This window comes from Actinomycetota bacterium (genome assembly GCA_030019255.1).
Lineage (GTDB): Bacteria > Actinomycetota > Geothermincolia > Geothermincolales > RBG-13-55-18 > Solincola_A.
In genome coordinates, this window is the sequence record JASEFK010000002.1 from 282933 (window position 1) to 308667 (window position 25735).

General features: G+C 64.0%; 19 protein-coding genes and 1 pseudogene. All 20 read right to left on the reverse strand.

What is annotated here, in order from left to right; translation table 11 throughout:
• Positions 1-51: 51 nt before the first annotated feature.
• The 20 genes and pseudogenes from QME84_02950 to QME84_03045 all read right to left on the reverse strand — a co-directional run bounded on the left by QME84_02950 (position 52) and on the right by QME84_03045 (position 24716).
• Positions 52-1371 (reverse strand): S41 family peptidase, encoded by a 1320-nt coding sequence (locus tag QME84_02950; GenBank protein ID MDI6873230.1) that lies wholly within the window; start codon positions 1369-1371, stop codon positions 52-54.
• A gap of 33 nt (positions 1372-1404) precedes the next feature.
• The gene (ftsX, locus tag QME84_02955) at positions 1405-2304 is read right to left on the reverse strand and encodes a permease-like cell division protein FtsX (protein MDI6873231.1); all 900 of its coding nucleotides are present in this window, start codon (positions 2302-2304) and stop codon (positions 1405-1407) included.
• Positions 2297-2971, reverse strand: a complete 675-nt coding sequence (gene ftsE, locus QME84_02960; GenBank protein MDI6873232.1) for a cell division ATP-binding protein FtsE — start codon at positions 2969-2971, stop codon at positions 2297-2299. Before ftsE ends, ftsX begins: the two co-directional genes overlap by 8 nt.
• 15 nt (positions 2972-2986) lie before the next feature.
• A complete protein-coding gene (locus QME84_02965) occupies positions 2987-3952 on the reverse strand; it encodes a transketolase family protein (GenBank protein MDI6873233.1) in 966 nt (321 codons plus the stop codon).
• Complete coding sequence (locus QME84_02970; protein MDI6873234.1) at positions 3949-4785, reverse strand: transketolase; 837 nt, start codon at positions 4783-4785, stop codon at positions 3949-3951. Before QME84_02970 ends, QME84_02965 begins: the two co-directional genes overlap by 4 nt.
• Positions 4786-4853: 68 nt before the next feature.
• A complete protein-coding gene (locus QME84_02975) occupies positions 4854-5630 on the reverse strand; it encodes a phosphatase (GenBank protein MDI6873235.1) in 777 nt (258 codons plus the stop codon).
• Between the two features lie 57 nt (positions 5631-5687).
• Positions 5688-6743 (reverse strand): annotated as a pseudogene (prfB, locus tag QME84_02980) (peptide chain release factor 2).
• 137 nt (positions 6744-6880) lie between these two features.
• Complete coding sequence (gene secA / locus QME84_02985) at positions 6881-9544, reverse strand: preprotein translocase subunit SecA (protein MDI6873236.1); 2664 nt, start codon at positions 9542-9544, stop codon at positions 6881-6883.
• A 324-nt stretch (positions 9545-9868) separates the two neighbouring features.
• A complete protein-coding gene (locus tag QME84_02990; protein ID MDI6873237.1) occupies positions 9869-11233 on the reverse strand; it encodes an HD domain-containing protein in 1365 nt (454 codons plus the stop codon).
• Entirely contained in the window at positions 11233-13023 is a 1791-nt protein-coding gene (locus QME84_02995) for an HD-GYP domain-containing protein (GenBank protein MDI6873238.1), read from the reverse strand. Before QME84_02995 ends, QME84_02990 begins: the two co-directional genes overlap by 1 nt.
• Positions 13024-13232: 209 nt before the next feature.
• Positions 13233-13781 carry a ribosome-associated translation inhibitor RaiA gene (gene raiA, locus QME84_03000; GenBank protein MDI6873239.1) on the reverse strand — a complete coding sequence of 183 codons (549 nt, stop codon included), beginning with the start codon at positions 13779-13781 and terminating at the stop codon, positions 13233-13235.
• Positions 13782-14362: 581 nt separating this feature from the next.
• Complete coding sequence (locus tag QME84_03005) at positions 14363-14617, reverse strand: flagellar biosynthesis anti-sigma factor FlgM (GenBank protein MDI6873240.1); 255 nt, start codon at positions 14615-14617, stop codon at positions 14363-14365.
• 32 nt (positions 14618-14649) lie between these two features.
• Positions 14650-15408 carry a ComF family protein gene (locus QME84_03010; protein MDI6873241.1) on the reverse strand — a complete coding sequence of 253 codons (759 nt, stop codon included), beginning with the start codon at positions 15406-15408 and terminating at the stop codon, positions 14650-14652.
• 425 nt (positions 15409-15833) lie between these two features.
• Positions 15834-16970: an NDP-sugar synthase gene (locus QME84_03015; GenBank protein ID MDI6873242.1), complete on the reverse strand. Its 1137-nt coding sequence runs from the start codon at positions 16968-16970 to the stop codon at positions 15834-15836.
• Positions 16971-17447: 477 nt separating this feature from the next.
• Entirely contained in the window at positions 17448-18479 is a 1032-nt protein-coding gene (gene mtnA, locus QME84_03020; protein MDI6873243.1) for an S-methyl-5-thioribose-1-phosphate isomerase, read from the reverse strand.
• A gap of 149 nt (positions 18480-18628) precedes the next feature.
• On the reverse strand, positions 18629-19885 hold the full coding sequence (gene ahcY, locus QME84_03025; protein ID MDI6873244.1) for an adenosylhomocysteinase: 1257 nt from the start codon (positions 19883-19885) through the stop codon (positions 18629-18631).
• A 106-nt stretch (positions 19886-19991) separates the two neighbouring features.
• Positions 19992-20945: a GDP-mannose 4,6-dehydratase gene (locus tag QME84_03030; GenBank protein MDI6873245.1), complete on the reverse strand. Its 954-nt coding sequence runs from the start codon at positions 20943-20945 to the stop codon at positions 19992-19994.
• A 387-nt stretch (positions 20946-21332) separates the two neighbouring features.
• Positions 21333-22445 (reverse strand): NDP-sugar synthase, encoded by a 1113-nt coding sequence (locus tag QME84_03035; protein MDI6873246.1) that lies wholly within the window; start codon positions 22443-22445, stop codon positions 21333-21335.
• Between the two features lie 302 nt (positions 22446-22747).
• Positions 22748-23740: a GDP-mannose 4,6-dehydratase gene (locus tag QME84_03040; protein ID MDI6873247.1), complete on the reverse strand. Its 993-nt coding sequence runs from the start codon at positions 23738-23740 to the stop codon at positions 22748-22750.
• A gap of 115 nt (positions 23741-23855) precedes the next feature.
• Positions 23856-24716 carry a glycosyltransferase family 2 protein gene (locus QME84_03045; GenBank protein ID MDI6873248.1) on the reverse strand — a complete coding sequence of 287 codons (861 nt, stop codon included), beginning with the start codon at positions 24714-24716 and terminating at the stop codon, positions 23856-23858.
• Between the last annotated feature and the right edge of the window lie 1019 nt (positions 24717-25735).

Consider the following 25735-nt stretch of genomic DNA (forward strand, 5'->3'; position numbering starts at 1 on the left):
CCTTAAATGATCAAATCATCTTCGCCACGCAGGGGGGGATGGTACATCCGGTCAGGGATTACCACGGGCCACCTCCAGGGCGCGCTCCAGCTGGAGGTCCTCCTCGCCCACCAGGGGGTTCTTCACCGGGATATCCGGGGCGATGCCCTGGTCGTCGATGTTGGTCCCCAGGGGAGTGTAGTAGCGGGCGATGGTCAGGCGGATCCCTGTACCATCAGGCTGGCGGAAGATCTGCTGGATGGAGCCCTTCCCGAAGGTGGTCTCCCCCACCAGCAGGCAACGGTTGTTCTCCCGCAGGGCGGCGGCGAAGATCTCCGAGGCGCTGGCCGACCCCCGGTTGACCAACACGTAGACGGGAAGGTCCCAGGACACCTCACCGTCCGCCTCGTAAACCCGGTTCACTCCCCCCACCCGACCCCGGGAGGAAACGATGACCCCGCCGCGCAGGAAGAGGTCGGCAGCTTCGATGGCCGTTTCCATGTATCCTCCGGGATTGGAGCGCAGGTCGATGACCAGGGAGGAAGCGCCCTTCGCCCCCAGTTCGGCCAGGGCTTCCCGCAGCCGCTCCGCGGCGTCCTGGGTCCAGTCGGTGAGACGGATGTAACCCACTCCCCCCTCCTTGACCTCCACCTCCATGACCGGGATCTCGATCCTCCGGCGCACGATGTCGAAGGTGAGGATTTCCGGTTCCCCCGGCCGGGACACGCCGATGCGGACCGTGGTTCCCTCCGGGCCCCGGATGAGCATGACCACCTCGTCCAGCTCCAGGTTGGTCACGTCCCTTCCGTCTACCTCCCGGACGATGTCCCCCTCCCGCATTCCCACCTCCTGGGCCGGCGTGCCCTCCAGCACCTGGACCACGCGTATTTGGTTCTTCACCTTCTGCATGGCCACACCGATGCCCGAGAAATGCCCGGAGAGCTGGGTGTCCAGCATCTCCAGCTGTTCGGCGGTCATGGAGGCGGTGAAGGGATCGTCCAGGGAATCCAGCATGGACTCCACTCCCCGCGCCACCAGGGCGTTGCGGTCAGCTCCGGCCTCCGCCAGGCGGCGGATGCCCCGCGCCGCGGCCCCCAGGAGCTCCTCCCCGTCCACCTCCTCCACGAAGTTGCCCTCCACGATGTCCCGCGCGCGCCGGAAGGAGTCGCTCTCCAGCAGGAGGTCTCGGAGCTGCTCCGCGGATTCCGCCGTCCCCTCCCCGGTCGCCCGCGAGGTCGCGTCACTTCCGGAGCGACGCCCCGTGGAGGTCAGGAGGTAGGGCACGGCGAAACAGGAGCCCAACAGGAGCAGGGAAAGCACCACGGCGATGACGGCTATGCGCCGGTCCCGGCGCTTCAGCCCCTCCGCCGAGAAGTCAGGGACCGGCTGCATCCTCCTACCCCCTACGGGACCGGCGCCCGGTCCTCACACTTCGAGGAAGCGGCCCAGGGCGTAGGCGCTGCCCAGGGCCCCGATAACCACTCCCCCCACCAGGATGCAGGGGACGAGGACGGCGAAGAGGCCCGAGGAGAAGGAGAGACGGAGGAACTGTAGGCTCTCGATGAGCCGGTCCAGTATCCAGACCTTGACCGCCAGGACCACCAGGATGGCGGCCAGGGAACCCGTAAGCCCCTCGAAGACCCCTTCCAGCACGAAGGGCCAACGGATGAACCAGTTGGTGGCCCCCACCAGCTTCATGATCCCGATCTCCCTCCGCCGGGCGAAGATGGCCACCTGGATGGTCACCGAGACCAGGAGCACGGCCACCAGGGCCAGGGCTATGACGGCCACCGTGCCGATCTGCCGGAACTTGTCGAAGATGTTCTCCAGCTTCTCGATGGCCGCGCTGGCGGACTTGATGTCCTCGATGCGCTCCCGGTAGGGAGCCTCGTTGTTTATCTTTCCCACCACCACGCCGACGTCCTTGGGGTCCTTGGTCATCAGCTGGTAGGAATTGGGAAGTGGATTCTCGTCGATGTACTCCCAGAGCTCGGGCTGATCCTTGAACCGCTCCTTGAACTCCTTCAGGGCCTCATCCTTGCTCTTGAAGTAGATGGACTTGGCGTCCACCTCCGGTATGGAGGCCAGGAAGGCCTCGATGGCCTGGAGCTCCTCCTGGGTGGCCAGGTCGGAGAGGTAGACGTCCACCTCCCCTACCTTGCGCTCGGCGTTCTTGATCATGTTGCTGAACATGTTCCAGCCCATCACCACCAGGCCCAGGAGCCCCAGGGAGACGGTGACCACGGCGATGGCCGCGACGGCCAGGATGAGGTTCTTGCGCAGGGAAGCCCAGGTCTCGCCAGCGAAGTACTTGATCTTATTCATAGCCGTATACGCCCCTGTCCTGGTCGCGGATGATGCGCCCGTTCTCCAGGGCGATCACCCTCTTGCGGAAGGCGTCCACTATGTTCTTGTCGTGGGTGGCCACGATCACCGTGGTGCCCGTGGAGTTTATCTTCTCCAGCAGGCGCACGATACCCACCCCCAGGGAGGGGTCCACGTTCCCGGTGGGCTCGTCGGCCAGGAGGATGGGCGGCCGGTTGATGAAGGCGCGCGCGATGGCCACCCTCTGCTGCTCCCCGCCCGAGAGCTCGTCCGGGAAGGCGTCCAGCTTGTGCCCCAGGCCCACCAGCTTGAGTACCTCGGGGACCTGCTGCTCGATGAGGCGCCGGGATTTCCCGGTGACCTCCATGGCGTAGGCCACGTTCTGGAAGACCGTCTTGTGGGGTAGGAGCTTGAAGTCCTGGAAGACGCAGCCTATCTTGCGCCTCAGGTAGGGGATCTTCCACTTGCGGAGCTGGTTGATGTTGGTGTCCGCGATGTAGATCTGTCCGCTGGTGGGCTCCTCCTCCTTGATGAGCAGCTTGATGAGGGTGGTCTTGCCCGAGCCGGAGGGACCCACCAGGAAGACGAACTCTCCCTTCTCCACGTCCAGGGTGACGTCCTCCAGGGCGTAGACGTTGCCCTTGTAGATCTTGGTCACCCTACGCATCCTGATCAATGTCCATCATCTCCTCGGTTTTCCGCCGTTATCTCCGTGACAGAGCAGGCGCGCCGCTTCGGCGATGTGACGGGCGCCCAGGCCGAAATGTTCCACCAGTTCCTCCGCCGACCCGGAGACGCCGAAGCGGTCCCGGATGCCCACCATGCGCATGGGCAGGGGCATCTCCTCGGCCAGGAGCTCGGCCACGGCGCTTCCCACTCCGCCGTGCACCGTGTGCTCCTCGCAGGTCACCACCCTTCCCGTGCGGGCCGCCGATTCCAGGACGCCCTCCCGGTCCAGGGGTTTCACCGTGTGGAGATTGACGACCTCCGCCTCTATACCCTCCCCGGCCAGCATCTCCGCCGCCTGGAGCGCCTTATGCAGGAGGTAACCACAGGCGATCAGGGTGACGTCCCTTCCCGGGCGCATGACCAGTACCTTCCCGAACCGGAAGCGGTAGTCCTCGCCGAAGAGCACGGGCGCCTTGGGCCGCCCCAAGCGCACGTAGGCCGGGCCATCCAGGTAGGCCACGGCCTTCACCGCCTCCCGTGCCTCATAGTAATCGGCGGGCACTACCACCTTCATGCGCGGCACGGCCCGCATGAGGGTGATGTCCTCCAGGGCCTGGTGGGAGGAGCCGTCCTCCCCCACGGTTATGCCCCCGTGGCTGGCGCAGATCTTGACGTTGAGGTCGGAGTAGGCGATGGTGTTGCGCACCTGGTCGTAGGCCCTCCCGGTAGCGAAGATGGCGAAGGTGGAGGCGAAGACGATCTTGCCCGTGGTCGCCAGCCCGGCCGCGGTGGCCATGAGGTTCTGCTCCGCCACCCCGCAGTCCACGAAGCGCTCGGGGAAGCGCAGCTTGAACTTCTCCGTCTGGGTGGACTTTGCCAGGTCGGCATCCAGGACCACGATGCGAGGATCCTTCTCGCCCAGCTCCAGCAGTGCCGCGGCGTACCCGTCCCGGGTATTGCGCAATTCCCACTCCGTCATCTCGCCTCTTCCAGCTCCCTTAACGCTTTCTCCATCTCCTCCCGGGTGGGGGCCTTGCCGTGGAAATCCACGTTGTTCTCCATGAAGGACACGCCCTTGCCCTTCACCGTGTGGGCGATGATGATGCCGGGACCGGCGGCCTCGTCGGCCCGGTCCAGGGCCTCGCAGATCTCCAATACGTCGTGCCCGTCCACCTCCTGCACCTCCCACCCGAAGGAACGCCACTTGGCGGGAAGGTCTCCCAGGCTGACCACCTCGCAGCAGCGCCCGTCAATCTGCAGGCCGTTGTTGTCCAGTATGGCCGTCAGGTTATCCAGGCGCTGGTGGGCTGCGAGCATGGCCGCCTCCCAGATACCCCCCTCCTGGCTCTCGCCGTCCCCGATGAGGGCGTATACCCGGCAGGGGAGACCGTCCATGCGTAGGCCCAGGGCCATCCCGCAGGCGGCGGACAGCCCCTGCCCCAGTGAGCCGGTGGATATCTCCACCCCGGGAGTGCGCAGCCGGTCCGGGTGGCCCTGGAGCATGGAACCCAGGCGGCGGAGGCGCCACAGCTCCTCGCGGTCGAAATACCCGCTCCAGGCCAGGGCGGCGTAGAGGGCGGGGGCGGCGTGGCCCTTGGAGAGGACGAAGCGGTCCCGCAGGGGCCAGTCTGGTTCCTCGGGGCGATGCTTCATCTTGTAGAAGTAGAGGCAGGCCAGTATCTCCACGCAGGAGAGGGAGCCTCCGGGGTGCCCGCTCCCGGCCAGGCCGATCATGCGCACGATGTCCTTGCGGAGTTCTCTGGAAATAGTTTCCAACCTGCTCCTGAGCTTCTCCGCCTCCGTCCCTCCCAAGACCATTCCTTCCGTCCTCGGGCGTATGGCGCTCATGCTTCCATGCCTTTCTGGCTCGCCGGCCGGCCTCATTCCAGGCGCAGCGGCTTCCCCCTCCGCGCTAGGAACTCCTCCAGCCTTTCGAGGGAGTAGTTTATCACGCTGCTCGGAGTGATGTCAGTTTCACGTAATACTTCTATCGCCTCCCCGAATTCTCCTGCAAAGGAGGCCACGTGGGCGTCGCTTCCCACCGCCACCAGGCCTCCCTTCTCCGCCAGGAGCCGCGCCATGCGCCGGCAGTTCTCCTCGCTCCCGCTGCGGGTGTAGGTGAAGGAACTGTTGTTCACCTCCAAGGCCTTTCCCTCCCGCACCGCCGCCTCCACCACCACCTCCATGTCCACCGGGAAGGCAGGATTGTCAGGATGGACGATGATGTCCACCAGGGGATGGCGGATGGCGGCCAAAAGAGCGGCGGTGTTCTCCTCCACGCCCTCCCCCTGGTACCCGGTGTAGGGATGCAGGCCGGCGTGGACCACGTCCAGGGCGGCCAGCACCTTGTCGGGAAGGTCCAGGGTCCCCCTCGTGTCCAGGATATTGGCCTCCACGGAGCGCAGGATGACCACGCCGTGGAGCCGCCGCGGGATCACCTTGAGGTTCCAGAAATGGTAAATATTGCCTGAACCCGGCACGGCCGGTCCGTGGTCGGTGACGGCTATGGCCTGCAAGCCCTTGCCCGCCGCCCAGCGGGCGCACTCCTCCACCGTGGAGTAGGCATGCCCACTGGACACCGTGTGCACGTGCAGGTCGACCTTGGGGGTCAGGTCTTGATTTTTGCCGGCCCCGGCATCCTTGCCTATGTAAACCATCTTTTCACCTTCTTCGCAGTCCGTCTTTTGCTCCACCGTCATTCCACCTTGTAAAAATCAAGACCTGACCCCTTTCGCCGCCTTCCAGCGCAGGTAGGCATCGATGAACCCGTCCAGCTCCCCGTCCAGCACGGCGTCCACGTTGCCCGTCTCCATGCCCGTGCGGTGGTCCTTCACCATCCGGTAGGGGTGCAGGACGTAGGAGCGTATCTGGCTGCCGAAACCGATGTCCTTCCTCTCCCCGCGCAGCTTCTCGATCTCCTTCTCCCTCTCCTGTCGGGCCAGCTCGAAGAGGCGGGCCTCCAGGATGCGCATGGCCGTGGCGCGGTTCTGGATCTGGGAGCGCTCGTTCTGGCAGGATACCACGATGCCCGTGGGCAGGTGGGTGATGCGCACCGCCGAGTCGGTTACGTTGACGTGCTGGCCACCCGCCCCGCTGGAACGGTAGGTCTCCACGCGGAGGTCCTTGGGGTCTATCTCCACCCTCTCTTCCTCGGCCAGCATGGGGATGACGTCCAGGGAAGCGAAGGAGGTGTGGCGCCGGCGGGAGGCATCGAAGGGGGAGATACGCACCAGGCGGTGGACCCCCTTCTCGGGGAGCAACAGCCCGTAGGCGTTGCGCCCGTGCACGGTGAAAGTGGCGCTCTTGATGCCCCCGCCCTCCCCGGGCTGGACGTCGTTGAGGTCCACTTTGAAGCCCCGGCTCTCCGCCCAGCGCAGGTACATGCGCAGGAGCATCTCCGCCCAGTCCTGGGATTCCAGGCCACCCGCACCGGGATGGACGCTCACTATGGCGTCGTGGGAGTCGAACTCGCCCGAAAGGAGGCTCTCCTCCTCCAGGCGGTCGATCTCCCGCCTCAGGCGCTCCAATCCCCGCTCCACCTCCTCGGCCAGGCTGGAGTCCTCCTCCTCCCTGGCCAGCACGGCCAGCTCCTCCAGGTCGCCGGCCTCCGACCACAGCCGCTCCCAGAGCTCCACCACGTCCTTCAGCGTGGAGAGCTCGGCCAGGAGGCGGCGGGCCTTCTCCTGGTCGTCCCACAAGTCGGGTCGGGCTACTTCCTTCTCCAGCTCGGAGAGGCGCGCCCTCTTGCCCTCGATGTCAAAGATACTCCTTTATCTTCTCCAGCCTCTCTGCAACCTCTCCCATCTTTCCCTCCGGGTTCCGCCATCGAATTCAAGCCGTGGAACGGTAGCGGCAAAAGGATATCACAGGAACGGGATATTCAGATTTTGTGACGCAAGGGGTCCTTTCAGGCACTCCTTCCGCAGCAGTGCTTGTACTTCTTCCCGCTGCCGCAAGGACAGGGGGCGTTCCTTCCCACCTTCTGGGAACGCACCGGCTCGGCCTTTTTCCTCTGCTTTCCGCCCTCCCCCTCTACCACGCGTAGGGAGGGCCTTTCCTCCGCCTTGACCAGGCGGACGTGGAACATGTAACGGAGGAACTCCTCCTGGATGTTGAAGATCAGCTCCTGAAAGGTGCGGAAGGCCTCGTTCTGGTACTCCACCAGGGGGTCCCGACCGGCGAAGGAACGCAGCCCCACGCTGTCCCGAAGATGGTCCATGTCGTAGAGGTGGTCCCGCCAGCGGTTGTCGATGACCCGCAGCATGACCAGTCGTTCCAGTTCCCGGATGTCCCGCCCCTGCTCGGCGAACTCCTTCTCCCGCTCCTCGTAGACCTCCAGGGCGTCCTCCACCAGGGCCTCCCTCAGGGCCTCAGGGGTGACGTTGTCCAGGTCGATCTGGGAGGGCTCGAAGGTCACGGGGTAAATGGTCCTCAGGTAACGGAAGAGGCCCTCCAGGTCCCACTCCTCGGGGTGGGCATCGGCGTCGATGTGCCCGGCGACGGCGGCGTCAACGACCTCCTCGATCATCTCCCTGACGCGGGAATGGATGTCCTCCCCCTCCAGGATGCGCCTCCGCTCCCCGTAGATCACCTCCCGCTGGGTGTTCATGACATCGTCGTATTTCAGGAGGTTCTTGCGCATCTCGAAGTGGTTGGCCTCCACGTTCTTCTGCGCCGTCTCGATGGCCCGGGTGACCATCTTGTTCTCGATGGGCATGTCCTCCGGGAGGCGGAGCCGATCCATGAGGGAGGCCACGGTGTTGGAGGCGAAGACGCGCATGAGGTCGTCCTCCAGGGAGAGGTAGAAGCGGGAGACGCCCGGGTCGCCCTGGCGTCCGGAACGGCCCCGGAGCTGGTTATCGATGCGCCGTGCCTCGTGCCTCTCCGTGCCCAGGACGTAGAGCCCGCCCAGCTCGATGACCTTCCTCTTCTCCTCCTCGCAGCGTGCGGTGACCTCGGCCAGCTTGCGCTCCCACTCCTCCCAGGGGATGCCCTCCTCCTCCAGCGTCCTCCTCCAGGCCTCCTCGTCCATCTCCACCCGCCCCAGGAGCTCCTTCTGGGCCAGCATGCGGGGGTTCCCGCCCAGCATGATGTCCGTTCCCCGACCGGCCATGTTGGTGGCGATGGTCACCGTCTTGAGTCGGCCGGCCTGGGCCACGATCTCCGCTTCCCGGGCGTGGTGCTTGGCGTTCAGGACTTGGTGGGGGATGCCCCGCTTGCGGAGCATGGCCGAGAGGCGCTCCGACTTCTCGATGGAGATGGTCCCCACCAGGACCGGCTGTCCCCTCTCGTAGCAGGAGGCGATGTCCTCCACCACGGCGCGGAACTTGGCCTCCTCCGTCTTGTAGATGACGTCGTTTTTGTCCTCCCGGATCATGGGGAGGTTGGTGGGTATGACCACCACCTCCAGCCCGTAGATCTCTTCGAACTCCGCCGCCTCGGTGGCCGCCGTCCCGGTCATGCCCGCCAGCTTCTCGTACATGCGGAAGTAGTTCTGCAAAGTGATGGTGGCCAGGGTCTGGTTCTCCTGCCTCACCCGCAGCCCCTCCTTGGCCTCGATGGCTTGGTGTAGGCCGTCGCTCCAGCGCCGCCCGGGCATGAGCCTCCCGGTGAACTCGTCCACGATAACCACCTGGCCGTCGGTGACCACGTAGTCCACGTCCCGGCGGTAGAGCTCCTTGGCCTTGAGGGCGTTCTGCAGGTGGTGCACCAGGGGGGTGTTGATATGGTCGTAGAGGTTTTCCACCCCCAGCATGGCCTCCACCTTGCGGATCCCCTCGTCGGTCACGGATACGGTGCGCGTCTTCTCTTCCACCTCGTAGTCCACGCCCAGCTTCAGGCGGGGGGCTATGGAAGCGAACTGGCGGTAGAGGCGCGCCGACTCTTCCGCCGCCCCGGAGATGATCAGGGGGGTGCGGGCCTCGTCGATGAGGATGGAGTCCACCTCGTCCACGATGGCGTAGTGATGCCCGCGCTGTACCATCCCCTCCAGGGTCACCTCCAGGTTGTCCCGGAGGTAATCGAACCCGAACTCGTTGTTGGTGCCGTAGGTCACGTCCGCGGCGTAGGCCTTCCGCCGCTGCTCCTTGGGCATCTGGGCCTGGATGAGCCCCACGGTGAGCCCCAGGAAGCGGTAGATGACCCCCATCCACTCGCTGTCCCGCCGCGCCAGGTAATCGTTGACCGTGACCACGTGCACGCCCTTGCCCTCCAGGGCGTTGAGGTACACGGGGAGGGTGGCCACCAGCGTCTTCCCTTCACCGGTCTTCATCTCGGCGATCTTCCCCTGGTGGAGGACAATGCCGCCCATTATCTGCACGTCGAAGTGGCGCTGGCCCAGGGTGCGCACCGCCGCCTCGCGAACCACGGCGAAAGCCTCGGGGAGCAGGTCGTCGAGGGATTCACCCCGTTCCAGGCGGGACTTGAACTCCCCCGTTTTGGCCCGCAGCTCCTCGTCGCTCAAACGCTGCACCTCGGGCTCCAGCGCGTTAACCAGGCGAACCGTCTCCTCCAGCTGCTCCAGCCGGCGGCGTTCCCCCATGCGCAGCACCTTGCCCAGCGCCTTGAGCATTCTCCGCTCCTCCTTCGAGGTCCCCTGCCGTCTCCTCGCGCTCGTACCGCGTAAGCCCTGTCCGCCCTCCGGCGACCTCATCCTTCCTTCGAGACTTACCGCGACATCCTCTAACCTATTCTACACTCGTCCGGCACCACGGGTTCCCGCCGCTCACCCCCAGGCGCACTCGCGGGAGGGCAAGCCCGTCCCCTCCCCAAAAGCTGCTCTCGTTAAAGCCGTCCTGTTATGCGGAGGGTCGCAAGGCGGGTGAAACGGCGTGACGGCTGCGGGCCCGGCCCGGACACCCCTTCCGTCCGCCCGAGCCTTCCGGACAGCGGGCTTTCACTCCCGCTCTTCCTCCCGGAAGATCTCCTCCAGGCTCTCCCGGAGCTCCTCCTCCTCGAGCACCTTGGCCCGCTGCCTTATCTCCCTCTCCGGGCGTCGCCTGGCCCGCTCCTGCGCCTCCAGCACCTGGGCCATGGTGCGCAGGACCATGGAATCGTACTTGCGCCCCCTCTCCATGCCCATCTCCTCCAGGGCCTCGGCCCTGGACAGCCGGTTCCTGGCCCGGCTGGTCAGTAAATCGTAGTCCGTGGCCGCAGCGATGATCCTGGCGCCCATGGGCAGGCGCGCTCCTCCCTCCTCCTCGGGAGAGGGATGGTGGTGGCGCACGATGCGGGCTATGGGGGCCAGCCGGGGCACCTTCTCCAGGACCTGGGCCCCTCGCTCCGCGTGTTCTTCCTCCACCTCGGCCCCCGCCTCGATGCGCCCGATGTCGTGAAGGGCGGCGGCGTAGCGGATGTCCCGTACCTCTCCGGCGGAAAGCCCCATCTCCCGCGCTACCTCCGCGGCCAGGTTACTCACCCGGCCGGAATGGCCGGGCATGCCCCTGGCCAGGTCGAAGGCATCCCCGATGACCAGCAGGGTCGAGTAGTAGCGGTCGTCCAGCTCCTTGTCCCGGTTGGACTCCGCACGTACCAGCAGCAGGGGGATGAAGAAGATCAGAAAGTTGAACCAAGGGATGCGGGGAAAATAGAGGGCCATGAGCGCCCCCGCTCCGGCTATGGCCAGGTAAACGGGGAAGGTCTGGCGCGCGTGTTGGGGAAGGATGGTGCGCCAGTTGCCCCGTCCGGCCACGGCCATCTCCACCGAGGAGGTCAGCATCTCACCCAGGTAGAAGACCAGGGCCATGACCAGGAAGGCCACCGGGAAGACCAGCGCCCGGTGCATCACCGCAGGGTTGTAATAGGTGAAATAGACCTTCTCAGGTGTGGGGTCGAGGTTGTAAAGCGGGGGGTAAGCGTTCCACGAGAAATCCCATCCCACAAATATCAGCGCCCGGTAGACCAACCCGGAGAGGGCCACGATATAGGTCCGCTGCACGATGTGCAGGAAGTCCCCCTCCTCGGAGCGCTGGGCACGGTAGAAGATGCGCCCCAGGAGACTGCCTATCAGGAAGACCCACACCGCCTCCGGAAGGGGCCTTATGGCCAGCACGCATAACAGCACGGCCATGCCCAGCCGGAGCGGCCTGCCCCAGGGGAACTGTACCCTCCAGGTCTCCAGGAAGGCCAGGAAGGCGATGAGCCCGATGGTGCGTACGGGGTCGAGATCGCCCCACTTGACCAAGGCGGCGCACACTCCCAGGACCGCCAGGAAGGCGACCACCGAGAGGAATCTCAGGGCCCTGGAGCGGTCCTCGCTCATCAATGCCCACCCCCTTCCTCCCCCTCCCCCGGGGTTCTCGAACCTTCCTCCCCGGGGATTCCGGGGATTTCGGAGGCCTTATCCTCCAGACCGGCGCCCGTGCCGGGGTATTCCTTCCCGGCTGACCCTTCCCTGTCTCCGGTCCCCTCTTCCTCCAGCGCCCGCAGGGCCTCCCTCTCCAGGCGTTCCCTGGCCTCCCTGCGTTCCCTCAGCCTCTCCTCGCGGTGGCGCGCCCTCCTTCCCCTCCAGGCGCGGGCCCCGCGTTCCGCCGGGGCGGTCACCCTCTCCGCGGGTCCCTCCTCGGGCGCCTCCGCCAGTGTTTCCTCCCGGGAGGCCGCCCTCTCCACGGGCAGGACCCCGGCCATGCCGGCCTCCTCGAGGGCGGCCAGGAAATGTTCCACCACCTGGGGATCGAACTGCAAGCCGCTGTTCTGGCGGAGTTCCGCCGCCGCCCTCTCGTGCCCCTTGGCCTCCCGGAAGGGGCGGGGATGGGTCATGGCATCGTAGGCGTCGGCCACGGCGATGATGCGCGCCCCCAGGGGGATAGTGTCCCGGGCCAGGTGGTCAACGTAACCGCCCCCGTCGTAGTACTCGTGGTGGTGCCTCACGGCGTCGGCCATGTCCGAGAGGTAGGGTACCTCCTCCAGCCGAGAGCTCCCCTCCAGGGGATGCTTCTTGACCTCCTCGAACTCCTCCTCGTCCAGACGACCCTCGCGAAGAAGGACGCGGAGAGGTACCGCCGCCCTTCCCAGGTCGTGCAGCAGGGCGGCATGACGGAGGCGGCTCACCTCGTAGAAGGGGAGCCTCATCCTCCGTGCGGTCATGACCGCGTACTCCGCCACCCGTACCGCGTGGCCGTCCAGGTAGGGCTCCCGGCGCTCCAGGTAGGTGACCAGGGTCTCCAGGCTGCGGTCGTAGGACTCGAGGAGCTCTATATTCTTGCCGCTGAAGTACCAGGCGGTTCCCAGAAGGGCGGTGAAGGAAAGCACAGCGAAGAGCCCGCGCAGGTACTCCGCCGTGGAGCCCACCACCAGGGGCCTCCCCGCGGCGTCCAGGATGGCTCTTCCCTCCACGTCCTGCAGCACGTGAAAGGCGTTCTGGGCGTAGATGATGCCCACGCTCAGGCCCACCAGCCCGTAGATGAGCTGGTTGGGGAAAAGCCTCAGGGCGTCGGTCCTGAGGAAGCGCGCCGGTTCCACGTCACTCTTGAGGCGCAAAGCGAGGGCCATCCCGCCGGTGTTCAGGGCCCAGAAGACGGCGGCGGCGGCCAGGGCGGGAAGGATGGACTTCAGCCCCGCGGCTAAGGTGAAGGTCCGGGAAGAGCCTCCCAGGGCGTGATAGGTCGCCGATGCCGCCCACAGGGCCAGCGAATACATAGCCCCGTTGAAGAGCGCCGCCTGCGGGGAAGCACCCTTCTCCCCGCGTCCCAGCCTGAACCCCCCGCAGAGGGCCACGATCATCGCCGAGGGCGTGTTCAGGGCGGCCATGGCGGCGAAGAGGACGATGATCCCATAGGTGGACCTCCCGCCCTGGGACATCCTCTCCCCCATGCTCTCGCAGAGGACCACCGAGGCCCCCAGGAGCAACACCGAGAACCAGAGCACCGGCTGGTCACCGGCCAGCGCCAGAAAGAGGATGACCCCCAGGGCGGCCAGCCAGCCCATCACGGCGGCCAGGGCGAGGGCGCCGCCACGCGCTCCGCCCCCCTTTCGGGAAGGGTCTCTTCCCTCCGCCCCCGGCGCGTACCGTTTCCCCGCCCTATCAGGCGCTCCCATGTCCGTATCCGTCACCTTTATCCCTCCGGATCTTCATCCCAGGAAACCGGCTACCGGCTTCGCCGCCGGGAAGGAAAACCGGCCGCCGAAGCGCCGCCCGAGGTCCTTCCCGGAGCCGCCCACATCCTTGCACGCCGCCCGAGGCTCACAGGCGCATGGATGCGCCCCTGCGCACCACGTAGTCCAGGAGCTGGCGCAGGATGTCCATAAAACGCCTCACGGCATCATCCTCCCGGCTCGATCAAACCGTAGTTCCCGTCTCTTCTTCTATAGACGACGTTGGTTTCCTCCGTCTCCGAGTTGATAAAGACGAAGAAATCGTGCCCTACCAGTTCCATCTGCAGGCAGGCCTCCTCGGGGGTCATGGGCTTGAGGGGAAAGCTCTTGGTCTTCACGATCACCGGCTCCTTTTCCTCCTCTTCCTCCTCAGGTAGGAGGGCCGGCTCCTTGAAGGGGTTCCGAGCGTGATGGTGACGGTCGATGAGCTTCCTCTTAACCTTGCGGGCCTGGCGTTCCAGCTTGGCGCAGACCAGGTCGATGGCCTGGTACATGTCCGGGGCCGATTCCTTGGCCCGTATCACCGGTCCGCTGGAGAAGATGGTCACCTCCACCACCTGGTTCTCCTGGATCTTGGGGTTCTTCTCCACGCTCAGTTCTATCTCCGTCTTGATGATGCGGTCCAAGTACTTCCCGACCCGCCCCACCTTCTCCATGGCGTAATCGCGCAGGGCGTCGGTTACCTCCAGGTTCTTCCCCTTGACGATGATCTGCATGTCCTCTTCTCCCTTCCTCCTTGCGTAAAAAGCCCATACCATAGGTCAGGGTATGGGCCTGCGACGTGATCGCCTTCCGCTCCCGGGCCCCCTCCCTGGAGGGGTCCCTACAAGCGACGCGCATAAGGTTAGCATATGATGTAATCCCTGCCAAACCCGGAGCCGGATGCCCACGGCTCGCGCCGTTTCCTGCCGGGGACGGCGCCTCCCGACCCCGCACCGCGTGCTCCGAGAACGCCTTTAAGGAGGAAGGCTTCGAAGCCCGGCTGACCTGGTCTTTGCCCCCACACTCGCCTGCTGAGCGGCTCGCAGCGGGCGGGAATACCCCGCGGGAACGTCTCCTCGCCCGCCACTACTACGCTTCTCCGGCTCTACGGCCGGGCAGGACTTACCCCTAAGCCGCACCATGCTCACCAACCAAGAGTTGGCTTACGTGGGTCGTTTCGCCTGCGGCTGGCATCGACTTTCAACCACAGACCCGGGTCGAAGCCTTCCGCCTATATTATAAAGCATGGGAGGTCTCGGGGTTTCTCAGCCGGACGCCCGCGCCCTCTAAGCATTCAACGCCGGCGCGGGTCCTCTCAGTGGAGATTGTCGGCTATGAGGCGGCCCAGAAGTTTCCAGGCAACATCCTCGCTGGGCACCTGATAACGCGCTTCCCGGATGGCCTGCTTCAGGGCATCGACCTTTTCGCTGCGGACCTCGGGGAGGTTCTGGATCAGGGCGAGCAAGAGCTTAGTGGTGTCCGGGTCCGGGTAAGCCCTCGTGCCCTCGCCGTAAGCGGCTCCAGAGAGAAGAGGGAGGGAATTCCTTATCTCGCGGTCGGATATCTGCATCTTCGTTCCCTCCTTGTTGGCCTTCAGACAAGTTATCGGCAGCGTGGAACGGCATTTTTAACGGAAAATAGGGCAGAGCCTTTTTCTCCCGTTCCTCGTCCCACCACGTCCCGGGCCACCACGCAGGCCAGGACGGTCCTGGCGCCCGCCCTCTTGAGCGCCGCGGCGCATTCGGAGAGGGTGTAGCCGGTGGTCATCACGTCGTCCACCAGCACCACCTCGCGGGGAGGGCGTGACCCCTCCGCCACGCGAAAGGCACCCCGCACGTTTTCCCGCCGCCGGGAGAGGTCGGAGGAGGCCTGGGTAGGAGAATGCCTGGTCCGCACCAGCAGCGCCCGGTGGGAAAGCCCCAGGGCCTCCGCAACCGCCCGGGCCAGCAGCTCAGCGTGGTCGTAACCCCTGGACCTCCTGCGGCGCGGATGCATGGGCACATGGGTGACGCAGAGAGTACCCTCGCCCAGATAGGGGGCCAGGGAGGTGGCGGCCATGAACCCCAGCGGCCTGGCCAGCCTCCAAACCCCGCCGTATTTCATGCGGTGGATGACGGCGCGCAGGGGGTCCTCATATAGCGCCAGCGCTCGGCAGAGGTCCAGCTTCCGGACCCTCCCCCGGCACTGCTCGCATTCCTCCACCTCATAGAGGGCCGGTTTTCCGCACCTTCGGCATACCGGATCCCTTATGTAGGGGAGGCGCGCATTGCAGGCTGGGCACAGCAGCTGCCCGGCGTACCCGTCGCAGGCGGCGCAGCGGGTGGGAAAGAGCAGCTCGGCCAGCGTCCCATGGTTAATCATGATATAAATGATATATAAGTTAAGATACTTTGTCAAGATGTTGGTTGCTCAAGGCCAAAGGAAAGGAAGCCTTCTGGCCGGTAACCGGACTTCCGCCGCGGCCGAGGAACATGATTGGGTGCGGGGCCTTCAAGGTCCCGTTTCACGAGCTCAATTAAGGACGTCTCGACGACCCCTTTCCCGGGAAGGTAATCTCTATCATCCCCTCCAGGCCGCGATATTCGTCCCAGGGGACCTAAGGAATGCGTCGAGTACAGGAACGAGCTCTGCTAACTCGAGTGAGGATGGGGCGACATGGATATTTTTCTCTCCGTCCCGTAAACATCCGGGGGCACCCCTAAGGCGGTGATTCCTTTCGCGCAGGCGTCAGGGGGTGGATGCTGTCTTCCGATTCAGGTCTGGGGATGGGCGGGCTCTCCGTTAATTCAATCCTCGGGGGAGGGTTCCCCTCGGAAGTGGAGGTTCTTGTCCACGAAGGTACCGGGGACGATGCTCACTCCGGGGTGGATGATGCTGCCCTCCCCGATCACCGCGCGGTGGCCGATGACCGTGTCCGAGAGCAGGGCGGCTCGGTCTCCGATCTCCGCCTCCCACCCCACGATGGTGTCCATGAGGTGGGCTTGCCGGCCCACGTACCCGTTGCCCCACTTGATGCCCCGGTAGAGGATGGCCCCCTCGTCGATGACCGTGCGGTCGCCGATGATCAGGGGGCCGAAAAGGCGGGCTCCCTTCTTCACCAGGCAATGGGCCCCGATGCAGATGGGCCCCACCATCACCACACCGTCCTCGATGACCGTCTCCTTCCCTATCCAGACGTCCTCCCCGATGCGCACCCCGGGGATGCGCACCTTCACCTTGCCGGTGAGGGCGTCGAAGTTGCCGGCCTTGTACTCCTCGATGCTTCCCACGTCGTTCCAGTAATCGGAATGCCGGTACCCGTAGAAGGCCACCCCCTCCTCGAGGAAACGGGGGAAGAGTTGGGACCCGAAGTCGTAGAACTCCCCCTCCGGGATCATGTCCAGCACCTCGGGCTCGAAGACGTAGATCCCACTGTTGGCCAGGTGACTCCTGGCCTCCTCCCGCGAGGGCTTTTCCTGGAACCCCACCACGCGGTCCGCGTCGTCCAGGAGCACCACCCCGTACTTGGAGGGATCCTCCACGGGGGTGACCACCATGGTGGCCGTGGCCCCCCGCTCCCGGTGAAAGGCGGTGAGGGAGGTGAGGTCCAGGTCGGTCAGGGCGTCCCCGCTGATGACCAGGAAAGTGTCTCCCCCCAGCTCCGCCTGTAGTTTTTTGACCCCGCCGGCGGTGCCCATGAGCTCCGGCTCGTAGGAATAGGTGATGGAAACCCCCCACTTCGCGCCGTCGCCGAAATACTCGGTGATCACCTGGGGGTGGTAATGGAGGTTGACGTATATATCCCGGAAGCCATGGCTGGCCAGGAGCTCCACGATGTGCTCCATGACCGGACGGTTCACGATGGGCACCATGGGCTTGGAGATCTCCTCGGTGAGTGGCCGCAGTCGGGTGCCCAGCCCCGCGGCCAGTATCATCGCCTTCATCCCTCAGGCCTTTCCCTCCAGAAGGACGGCCCTCCGTCCCCTTTCCTTCCCTTGAAGGTATCGTCGAGACCCCTACCCTCCATCCTAACCCACCGGGAAACACGATGGGGAAAATGACTTTCCACATGCAGGCCCTTCCGGGTCCCGGGCGTAAGACCCACCCTTGGCCTCCGGATTCCGCGTGAGATTCACCCGGACCCGGCAACCCTTACCACGCCCATCAGCCATGGGACCTTGAGCGCTTCCGCCCGATCCTCCGCTGGCCTGCTTTGTATTCGCGGGCGACACTGTGCCTCGTACGAAACCGCTTTTCCTCGCGGAGCAAGAAGACCTCCCATGAGAACCTTTCATCCTCGTGGTGCGCAAATCCTTTTTCTAAAACCGCCTGGCCGGATTCCCTGGCAACTCCCCGGCAGGCAGGTACCCACCCGTATGCCCCCGCTCCCGGGCACCCTATTCACCCTTGCCCGCCGGTGTTCAGGGCCCCTGGCTCCCGAGGAGCCGGAGGAGACTCTCACCGTAGGGAGCCCGGACCACTCCCCGTTCGGTGATGATGGCCGTGATGAGCTCCGCGGGGGTGACGTCGAAGGAGAAGTTGCGCGCCCTCACCCCCTCCGGGACCGTCCTCCGACCTCCCCAGTCGGTGACCTCCGAGGCATCCCTCTCCTCTATGGGGATGGCGGATCCGTCCGCGATACTCAAGTCGAGGGTGGAGAGGGGCGCGGCGACGTAGAAGGGCAGTCCGTGGTGCCGAGCCAGGACGGCCAGGGTGTAGGTGCCGATCTTGTTGGCCGTGTCCCCGTTGGCGGCGATGCGGTCCGCGCCGGTTATCACCACGTCCACCTCCCCCCGGGCTATGAGATGACCGGCCATGTTATCGCAGATCACCGCCATGTCCACCCCCTCCCGCTGCAGCTCCCAGGCGGTGAGTCGCGCCCCCTGCAGGAGCGGCCGCGTCTCGTCCACCCACACGAAGTTTACCTTGCCCCTCCGGAAGCCCTCCTTGATCACCCCCAGGGCGGTGCCGAAAGAATAGGTGGCCAGGCCTCCGGCGTTGCAGTGGGTGAGCACCCGGCAGCCCTCGGGAAGAAGTTCCGCGCCCAGCCTGCCGATGGCCCTGTCGGCGGCGTCCTGCTCCCGGGCCAGGCGGTGGGCCTCGGCAAGGAGGTCCTCAAATAACGATTCTGGGGAGGACCTGCCCGCCACCTCGCGCATGCGCCTCACCGCCCAGGGGAGGTTGACCGCCGTGGGGCGGGCGCGGGCCAGGGCATCGCAGGCCCTCTCCACCTCTGCCCGGCCACCCTCCTTAGCCGCCAAGACCACGCCGTAGGCGGCGGCGATGCCTATGGCTGGGGCTCCCCGCACGCGCATGGCGCGGATGGCCTCCACCACCTCGCGCCAGTCGGCGAGATGCAGGTAGACCTCCTCGGCGGGGAGTCGGGCCTGGTCCATAAGGACCACCTCTCCGCCCTTCCAGTCCACCGCACGGAATTCTCTCCCTTCGGCCATGCCACACCCCGTTCCTTCGTGCCCCCGCTGACCGTGCCCCGGCCGAGGAGGGACGGCGTACCTCTCAAACACAGGGAAACGGGCATGCGGAGCGACCGTCCGCCATGGCTTCGGACTCGATCATCCCCGCTTACATTTACAGAGATTCCTCAGGTCCCCATTTCCCAGGAGGACAGGTATTCCTCCTGCTCCGGCGTGAGGGAGTCGATCTCGATGCCCATGGAGGCCAACTTGAGGCGGGCTATCTCCCGGTCCAGCTCCTCCGGGACATCGTATACCACCCTGTCCAGGGTGGCATGGGCCCCCTTTACGTACTCCACGCACAGGGCCTGGTTGGCGAAGGACATGTCCATGACCGAGGCGGGATGCCCCTCCGCGGCCGCCAGGTTCACCAGCCGGCCGTCGGCCAGCAGGTAAAGGCGCCTCCCGTCCGAGAGGCGGAACTCCTCCACGTTCTCCCGCACCCGGCGGCGGGAGGCGGCCATCTCCTCCAGGGCGGGGATATCGATCTCCACGTTGAAATGGCCGGAGTTGGCCAGGATGGCCCCGTCCTTCATCACTTGGAAGTGCTCCCGGCGCAGCACGTGGATGTCCCCGGTCACGGTGATGAAGAGGTCGCAGGTGGAGGCGGCCTGGAGGGAGGTGGTCACCTGGAAGCCCTCCATCACCGCCTCCAGGGCCCGCAGGGGGTCGGTCTCCACCACGGTGACCAGGGCTCCCATGCCCCGGGCGCGGGAGGCCACCCCCCGACCGCACATCCCGTACCCGAAGACGGCCACCCTCCTTCCCGCCAGGAGGATGTTGGTGGCCCGCAGGACCCCGTCCAGGGTGGACTGCCCAGTGCCGAAGCGGTTGTCAAAGAGGTGCTTGGTCATGGCGTTGTTCACCGCGATCACCGGGTAGAGGAGCACCCCCGCCTCGGCCATGGCCCGCAGGCGGATGACCCCGGTGGTGGTCTCCTCCGCCCCGGCCCAGACTTCTTCGGCTTGTTCCTTTCTTTCCGCGTGGAGGGTGGAGATGAGATCCGCCCCATCGTCCATGGTCACGTGGGGCCTGGTATCCAGAACAGCGTTGATGTGAGAGTAGTAGGTCTCCTTGTCCTCCCCCCGGATGGCGAAAACCGGGATGCCGTGGTGCTTGACCAGGGAGGCGGCCACGTCGTCCTGAGTGGAAAGGGGATTGGAAGCACAAAGTGCCACTTCCGCGCCTCCCGCCCTCAGAGTGAGCATCAGGTTGGCCGTCTCCGTAGTCACGTGAAGGCAGGCCCCCACCCGCATCCCCGCCAGTGGTTTTTCGCGCTCGAAGCGCTCACGAATGAGGCGGAGGACGGGCATGTCCCGCTCCGCCCACTCGATCCTCAGCTTGCCCTCCTCGGCCAGGCCGATATCCGCGATATGGTAATCCATCTCCGCTCCTTTTCCCGGCCGGGCCACGCGCCCGGCATCCTTCTTGCCCGCGTCCCCCTCCTCCCCACCGGCCGCCCGCGGCCTTCTGCCCGGGCTTCTTCCGCCTTCACACCCTTTCCCGCCAGTAGTTCAGGGTGTCCTCGAGGGTTTTCTCCAAGGGTATCTCCGGTTTCCAACCCGTGAGCTTCCGGAACTTGCTGCAGTCGCAGACCAGGAGCTCCACGTCGGAGGGGCGCATGCGCTCCGGCACCGGGCGGACCTCTATCTCCCGGTCGGTGAAGGAGAGGAGGATGTCCAGCATCTCCCGGATGGTCACCGCCCGGCCCGAACCGATGTTGTACACCTCGCCCGGCTCCCCCTTCTCCAGGGCCAGCCAGTAGGCCTTCACCATGTCCCGGACGTCGGTGAAGTCGCGCCGGGCGTTGAGGTTCCCCACCTCGATGACCGGCTCCTTCTTCCCCTTCTCGATCTCCGCGATCTGCCTGGCGAAGTTGCTGGTCACGAAGACGTGTCCCCGCCGCGGCCCCTCGTGGTTGAAGGCCCGCGTTCGCACGGTGTAAAGGCCGTAGCTCCGGTGGTACTGGTAGGCCAGCATGTCCTGGGCCACCTTGCTCACCGCGTAGGGGGAGAGGGGCCGCAGGGGGTTCTCCTCGGTGATGGGCGTCTCGTCCTCGAAGACCAGCCCGTATTCCTCGCTGGAGCCGGCCACCTGGATGCGGGCGTCAAGCTCCAGGTCCCGCATGGCCTCGAGGAGGTTGAGCTCGGAGATGATGTTAGTGATCAGCGTCTCCGCCGGTGCTTTCCAGGAGGTGGGCACGAAGCTCTGGGCCGCTAAGTGGAATATGTACTCCGGCTTTACCTCCTCCAGGGTCTTGCGGACCGCCGCCGCGTCGCGGAGATCACAGTCCACCAGGTTGACCTGGTCCACTATCCCCTCGATGTTCTCCATGCGCGATCTCCAGCGTACAGTGCCGAAGACCTCCACGTCCCCGCGGGAGAGGGCGTACTCCGCCAGGTGACTGCCCACGAAACCGGTGATTCCCGTGATCAGGATGCGCAAGGTAGTTCCTCCTTCTTCACGTCTCTACTACGCCGGTCGTCTTCTCTCCTTCATGGTTCGGGCCTTCGATCTATTCCCGGGCTCCTCCTCGACGTTGCTTTGATGTAGAGGTACCCGTTCTCCACTCGAACCTGCCCTATTATAAGGCAACCGTCCGGCGGGCAACCCCTCCCGGGCACCGGAAGGGACGGCACCGAGACCCAGCCGCGGGCTAACGGCGCCGATCAGTACATGGACCTCACGGGTCCAGGCCACCGGCCCGGCCAAAGGTCCCGCCTCCGATAGAGGCGCCGCCCGCTAATCCTTCCCACAAAACGCCCCGTGCATGAACAGGATTTGACCTTAGATCTATCTATGGACGGAAACGGGGCTTTACCCCAAACATTTTTAAAACTTCAAGGTTTCAGGGGGGATGTCCGCCCCCGGCCATACCCGGATACCGCAGCGCAGGTCGTTGTCCGGACCCACCCTGACCCCCTCCCCCAGGACGGCGCGGTCGGACACATGGACCCGTTCCCCCAGCCTCACCCCGCGGGAAAGCACGCAGCTTCGCAATATACTGCCTGCCCCCACCTCGCAGCCCTCGTGGAGGACCGCCCCTTCCAGGTGGCAGCCCTCCCCTATGCGGCACCCGGGCCCCAGGACACAGTGACTGGAAACCGTGGCGTGGGCCCCGATGCGGCAGCCGGGGCCGATCACCGTGGGCCCGAAAACCGAGGCCTCAGGGTGGATCTCCGTCCCCTCCCCCACCCACACCGAGGGCTTGATGCTCTCCCCCTCGAACTCGAAGGGCACGCGCCGGCGCAGGATGTCGTAATGGGCCTGCAGGTACTTGGCCGGGGTCCCGATGTCCATCCAGTAGGCGTCGCTGGGAAAGCCGTACATGGGCACTCCTTCCTCCAGGAGCTGGGGGAAGAGCTGGCGCTCGAAGGAATAGGGCTCCCCTGCCGGGACCCTCTCCAGGAGCTCCGGCTCCAGCACGTAGGTCCCCGCGTTGACCAGGTCGGTGGTCACCTGGTCCCAGCTGGGCTTCTCCAAAAACTCGATGATTCTCCCCTGGCGGTCCAGGGGCACCAGCCCGTAAGCGGTAGGATCCTCCACCCGGGTGAGGTAGAGGGTGGCTTTACCCCCCTTCTCGCGATGGAAGGCGACGAGGGTGGTGAGATCCAGGTCGGTGAGGACATCCCCGTTGAAGACCAGAAAAGTCCCCCGGATGTACCTTTCCACGTTCTTCACCGCGCCGCAGGTATCCAGGGGTTCCTCCTCGGTGACGTAGATCATCTTCACACCCAGACGGCTTCCGTCACCGAAATACGACTGGAAGACCTCGGGCAGGTAAGCGGTGGAGAGAATTATCTCCTCCACCCCGTGCCGCCGGCAGAGGTTGACCTGGAACTCCAGGAAGGGGCGGTTCATCATGGGCATCATGGGCTTGGGCGTGGTCAGGGTCAGGGGCCTCAAACGCGTGCCTTGGCCTCCCACCAGGATCACCGCCTGCATGTCTTACCTCCGTTTATATCCTCATTATCCTTTCCTTATCATCCTTTACGATCCTAGTTCGAAATCGATTCAGATCTTCCACCATTTTTCATTCCCCGCCCCGATAACCACGGCGGTGCTCTCCGGACGCTATGACCCGCCTCATAAGCCCCTACTCCCCTTTGGGGAAGAGCAACCTACCTACTTCCTTCCGACCTTTACGGGGAACACGCTTCCCCTCTGTTTGCCCGAACAATACGTTGCAATATAAGGAAAGAGTCCCTCCGTTTCAATCCCGGCGGAAACGATTCCCTTTCCCCTTTTTAACCGGTCATCTCCGAATCTTGGCCGGTTCTTGCCCTCTGCCCCCCGACTTCCTCCCGACACCACTCCAGGAGATCCCGGAGGGTCCTCTCCAGGGATATGGACGGCTCCCACCCAGTGAGTTCGCGAAGTTTCCGATTATCCCCCCGCAGGGCGGGGATATCCGCCTTGCGCAGCTTCCCGGGATCTACCTCCACCCTAACCGGCACCCGGCTCATGGAGACCAGGAGGTCCAGGATCTCGCGCACGGGGTGATCCTCTCCGCTGCACACGTTATAGACTTCCCCCGGCTGACCCCTGTTGACCAGCATCCAGAAGGCCTCCACCAGATCCCGCACGTCGGAGAAATCTCGCCGCGCCTCCAGGTTTCCCACCCGGATCAGCGGCTCCCTGAGGCCGGCCTCGATTTCGGCGATCTGGTGGGCGAAATCGGAGGCTACGAATTCCCTGGTCTGGCCGGGTCCGATGATGTTGAAGGCCCGGGTGATAACCACTCGTGTTCCGTGGACGCGATGGCTGAAGAGGGCGTGCTGTTCCTGGATCACCTTGCTCAGGGCATAGGGGTTGGCGGGCCGCAGGGGCCGGCCCTCGGAGATGGGGAGTTCCTCCTCCGCTACCATCCCGTACTCCTCGGCTGAGCAGGCCACGTGGATGACGGGGTCCAGGCCCGCCTCCAGGACGGCGTCGAACACGTTGGCCTGACCCTGCAGGGCCACCCGGTAGGTCAACCAGGGATTCTCCCAGGAGCGCCGCACCGAGCTCTGCGCCGCCAGGTGGAAGACATACCGCGGCCCGAACTCCCTCACCAGGGAGAACACCCTCTCCCGGTCCAGCACGTCACACACCTCGTAGGAACAGGCCTCCCAGGGCTCTGGCTCACGTGGGGGATGTAGGCCCAAACCCAGCACCTCCACCCCCTGCCCCATAAGATATCGGGCCAGGTGCCGGCCCACGAACCCGTCCGCCCCGGTGATCAACGCCCTTTCGCCCACGGAATACTCCCCCAATCTTTTCGTCGTGAAAAAGAACTCGCATTAATCTAAACGAACAGTGACTTACTCTTTGCCTTCAGTATCTTCGGGCTCGCCTACCGATCTAAGTTAACGGTCACAAACCGCTTCTTTTGGCGATCATATCAGCTATAAGGCCAAGCGCAAGGACCTGCAATCCCCCGAGCAGCAATACCACCGTGCTAGCGGCGAGATGCCAGTTGTAACGGAGGATATCGGCGATCATCTTTCCGAAACCGGTCAGCAGCAGCAGAAACGCCAAAGGTACAAAGACCTTGAGGGGGCTGAACCAGGTTATGGTGCGAAAAATGGTCATGATATAGTTCCCGGTGTCACGAATGGGATGAAAAGTGGACTTTCCTTTACGAGGATAATAATCAATTGGAACGTACTTAACCACGTGACCGTTGTTTAGAAATGCCAGTGTTATAGTACTTACCCATGAATGGCCCGGCGGTAGCATTCGAAGGTAAGGGGAAACGGCATCTCTGCGTATTGCCCGCATCCCCGAGTTAAGGTCGGGGATCTTCGAGCCACTGATGAACTCAGCCAACTTGCGGATCAAGAACTTGACGGGAACGCGGAGGAACTTGAGAGTCCCCGCCTCTTTCTTCCTCGCACCCACAACCATGTCGCAATCCTTGAGCTCCTCCACTAGTCGGGGGATATCCCGTAAAGGATAGGTGCCATCACCGTCGGCGATGACCACAACCTCGCCGGAAGCCGCTTTAATACCCGTGTTGCGCGCCCTTCCTCCCCCCATATTATGAGGGTGGCGCAAGAGGGTTGCCTGAGGAAAGGAGGCTACTATCTCCGCGGTCCGGTCTTTGGAACCATCGTCCACTACTATGATTTCCCAATCATAGGATGTTCCTTCCAACGTGCTTATGGTCTCCTCCAGGACCTCGCCGATAGCTTCCTCCTCATTGTAGACAGGCAAGACCACGCTTACTTTCAACCCACCACCTCCAAAACCCACTAATTCACGTCCATTGGCCGGTAATCAAAATTAAATATCCCTTTCCCCGACACACTAATCTCCAAAATAGTCAAAAACCCCTAAAATTGCATATCCGTATTTCGTTCTTAACTCCCATAATATTACCCTAAAAATCCTTAGTTTTCCTGAAATTCCTTGCATAATGAAAGTCGCCCTATCTGGGCAGCTTTCGCTATAAGCACCTTTCCTCTTCCTCTTCCCCTTCACGGCGAGGGTTACCGCAAGGAGTGGGCCCGTCTGTGCTTCCTTAAGGGCAACCGGCATCCAAAGAAAGGGTCCTGTGCCTCATGTGGGAGACGAACCTCCTTTCACCGCACCGAGTTCCCCACAGACTAAAACGAAAGCACAAGGGGAGGATAGTGACCGAGGGTCCGAACCTCGTGTGGGAAGGAGACGGAGCCCAAATGTTCACCACAAATAACGGCTGGGGATGGATATTCGCCCACCTTTTAACACTTGAACACGGAGTGTTTGGGATACCACGTAACTAGCGTGGGGGCATGTTCGCTGCCCTGGAACCGGTAGCCCAAGGCCTTTTGTCCGCATTCGGGTCCCTGGAAGCGCAAGTGACTCGCGGGCTTCACCTCCACTTGGACCATGGACGCCTATAATTGCAGGAACATTTCCGGAGGCAGATCAAGGCTTGGGGAATCACCCATGCTAAGCTTTCGTGGAACAGCCTCAGGCGGACGGTTGCGGAGTTCTTGAAGCTTTCAGGCCACCAATGTCCCTCGAGAAGGCGGACCCTGAGCTCCGCTGATGCCAGGAAGGCTTACCGTGAAGAGATGGCGCATGAACTATAATCGGCGTCGTTATCGTGACCAATTAGGTATCCAAAAAATTGGGTGTGGTACATCCTTAAATTGACAGAATTATGCTTTAAGTTTCTTGCTTAGTTTTATACCATAGAGTAAGAAAAAATGGTAGCGTCAAGGATTTTGTGTCAGCCACCTAGCCTTCCTCCTCCCATCCCAGGT

What these genes read in the sequence shown, in the direction of transcription:
- ftsE (MDI6873232.1), bottom strand. Translation starts at nt 2,971, where the DNA reads ATGCGTAGGGTGACCAAGATCTACAAGGGCAACGTCTACGCCCTGGAG.
- raiA (MDI6873239.1), bottom strand. Translation starts at nt 13,781, where the DNA reads ATGCAGATCATCGTCAAGGGGAAGAACCTGGAGGTAACCGACGCCCTG.
- QME84_03015 (MDI6873242.1), bottom strand. Translation starts at nt 16,970, where the DNA reads ATGAAGGCGATGATACTGGCCGCGGGGCTGGGCACCCGACTGCGGCCA.
- mtnA (MDI6873243.1), bottom strand. Translation starts at nt 18,479, where the DNA reads ATGGCCGAAGGGAGAGAATTCCGTGCGGTGGACTGGAAGGGCGGAGAG.
- ahcY (MDI6873244.1), bottom strand. Translation starts at nt 19,885, where the DNA reads ATGGATTACCATATCGCGGATATCGGCCTGGCCGAGGAGGGCAAGCTG.
- QME84_02990 (MDI6873237.1), bottom strand. Translation starts at nt 11,233, where the DNA reads ATGAGCGAGGACCGCTCCAGGGCCCTGAGATTCCTCTCGGTGGTCGCC.
- QME84_02975 (MDI6873235.1), bottom strand. Translation starts at nt 5,630, where the DNA reads ATGGTTTACATAGGCAAGGATGCCGGGGCCGGCAAAAATCAAGACCTG.
- QME84_03010 (MDI6873241.1), bottom strand. Translation starts at nt 15,408, where the DNA reads ATGATTAACCATGGGACGCTGGCCGAGCTGCTCTTTCCCACCCGCTGC.
- QME84_02950 (MDI6873230.1), bottom strand. Translation starts at nt 1,371, where the DNA reads ATGCAGCCGGTCCCTGACTTCTCGGCGGAGGGGCTGAAGCGCCGGGAC.
- ftsX (MDI6873231.1), bottom strand. Translation starts at nt 2,304, where the DNA reads ATGAATAAGATCAAGTACTTCGCTGGCGAGACCTGGGCTTCCCTGCGC.
- QME84_02965 (MDI6873233.1), bottom strand. Translation starts at nt 3,952, where the DNA reads ATGACGGAGTGGGAATTGCGCAATACCCGGGACGGGTACGCCGCGGCA.
- QME84_03005 (MDI6873240.1), bottom strand. Translation starts at nt 14,617, where the DNA reads ATGCAGATATCCGACCGCGAGATAAGGAATTCCCTCCCTCTTCTCTCT.
- secA (MDI6873236.1), bottom strand. Translation starts at nt 9,544, where the DNA reads ATGCTCAAGGCGCTGGGCAAGGTGCTGCGCATGGGGGAACGCCGCCGG.
- QME84_03035 (MDI6873246.1), bottom strand. Translation starts at nt 22,445, where the DNA reads ATGCAGGCGGTGATCCTGGTGGGAGGCCAAGGCACGCGTTTGAGGCCC.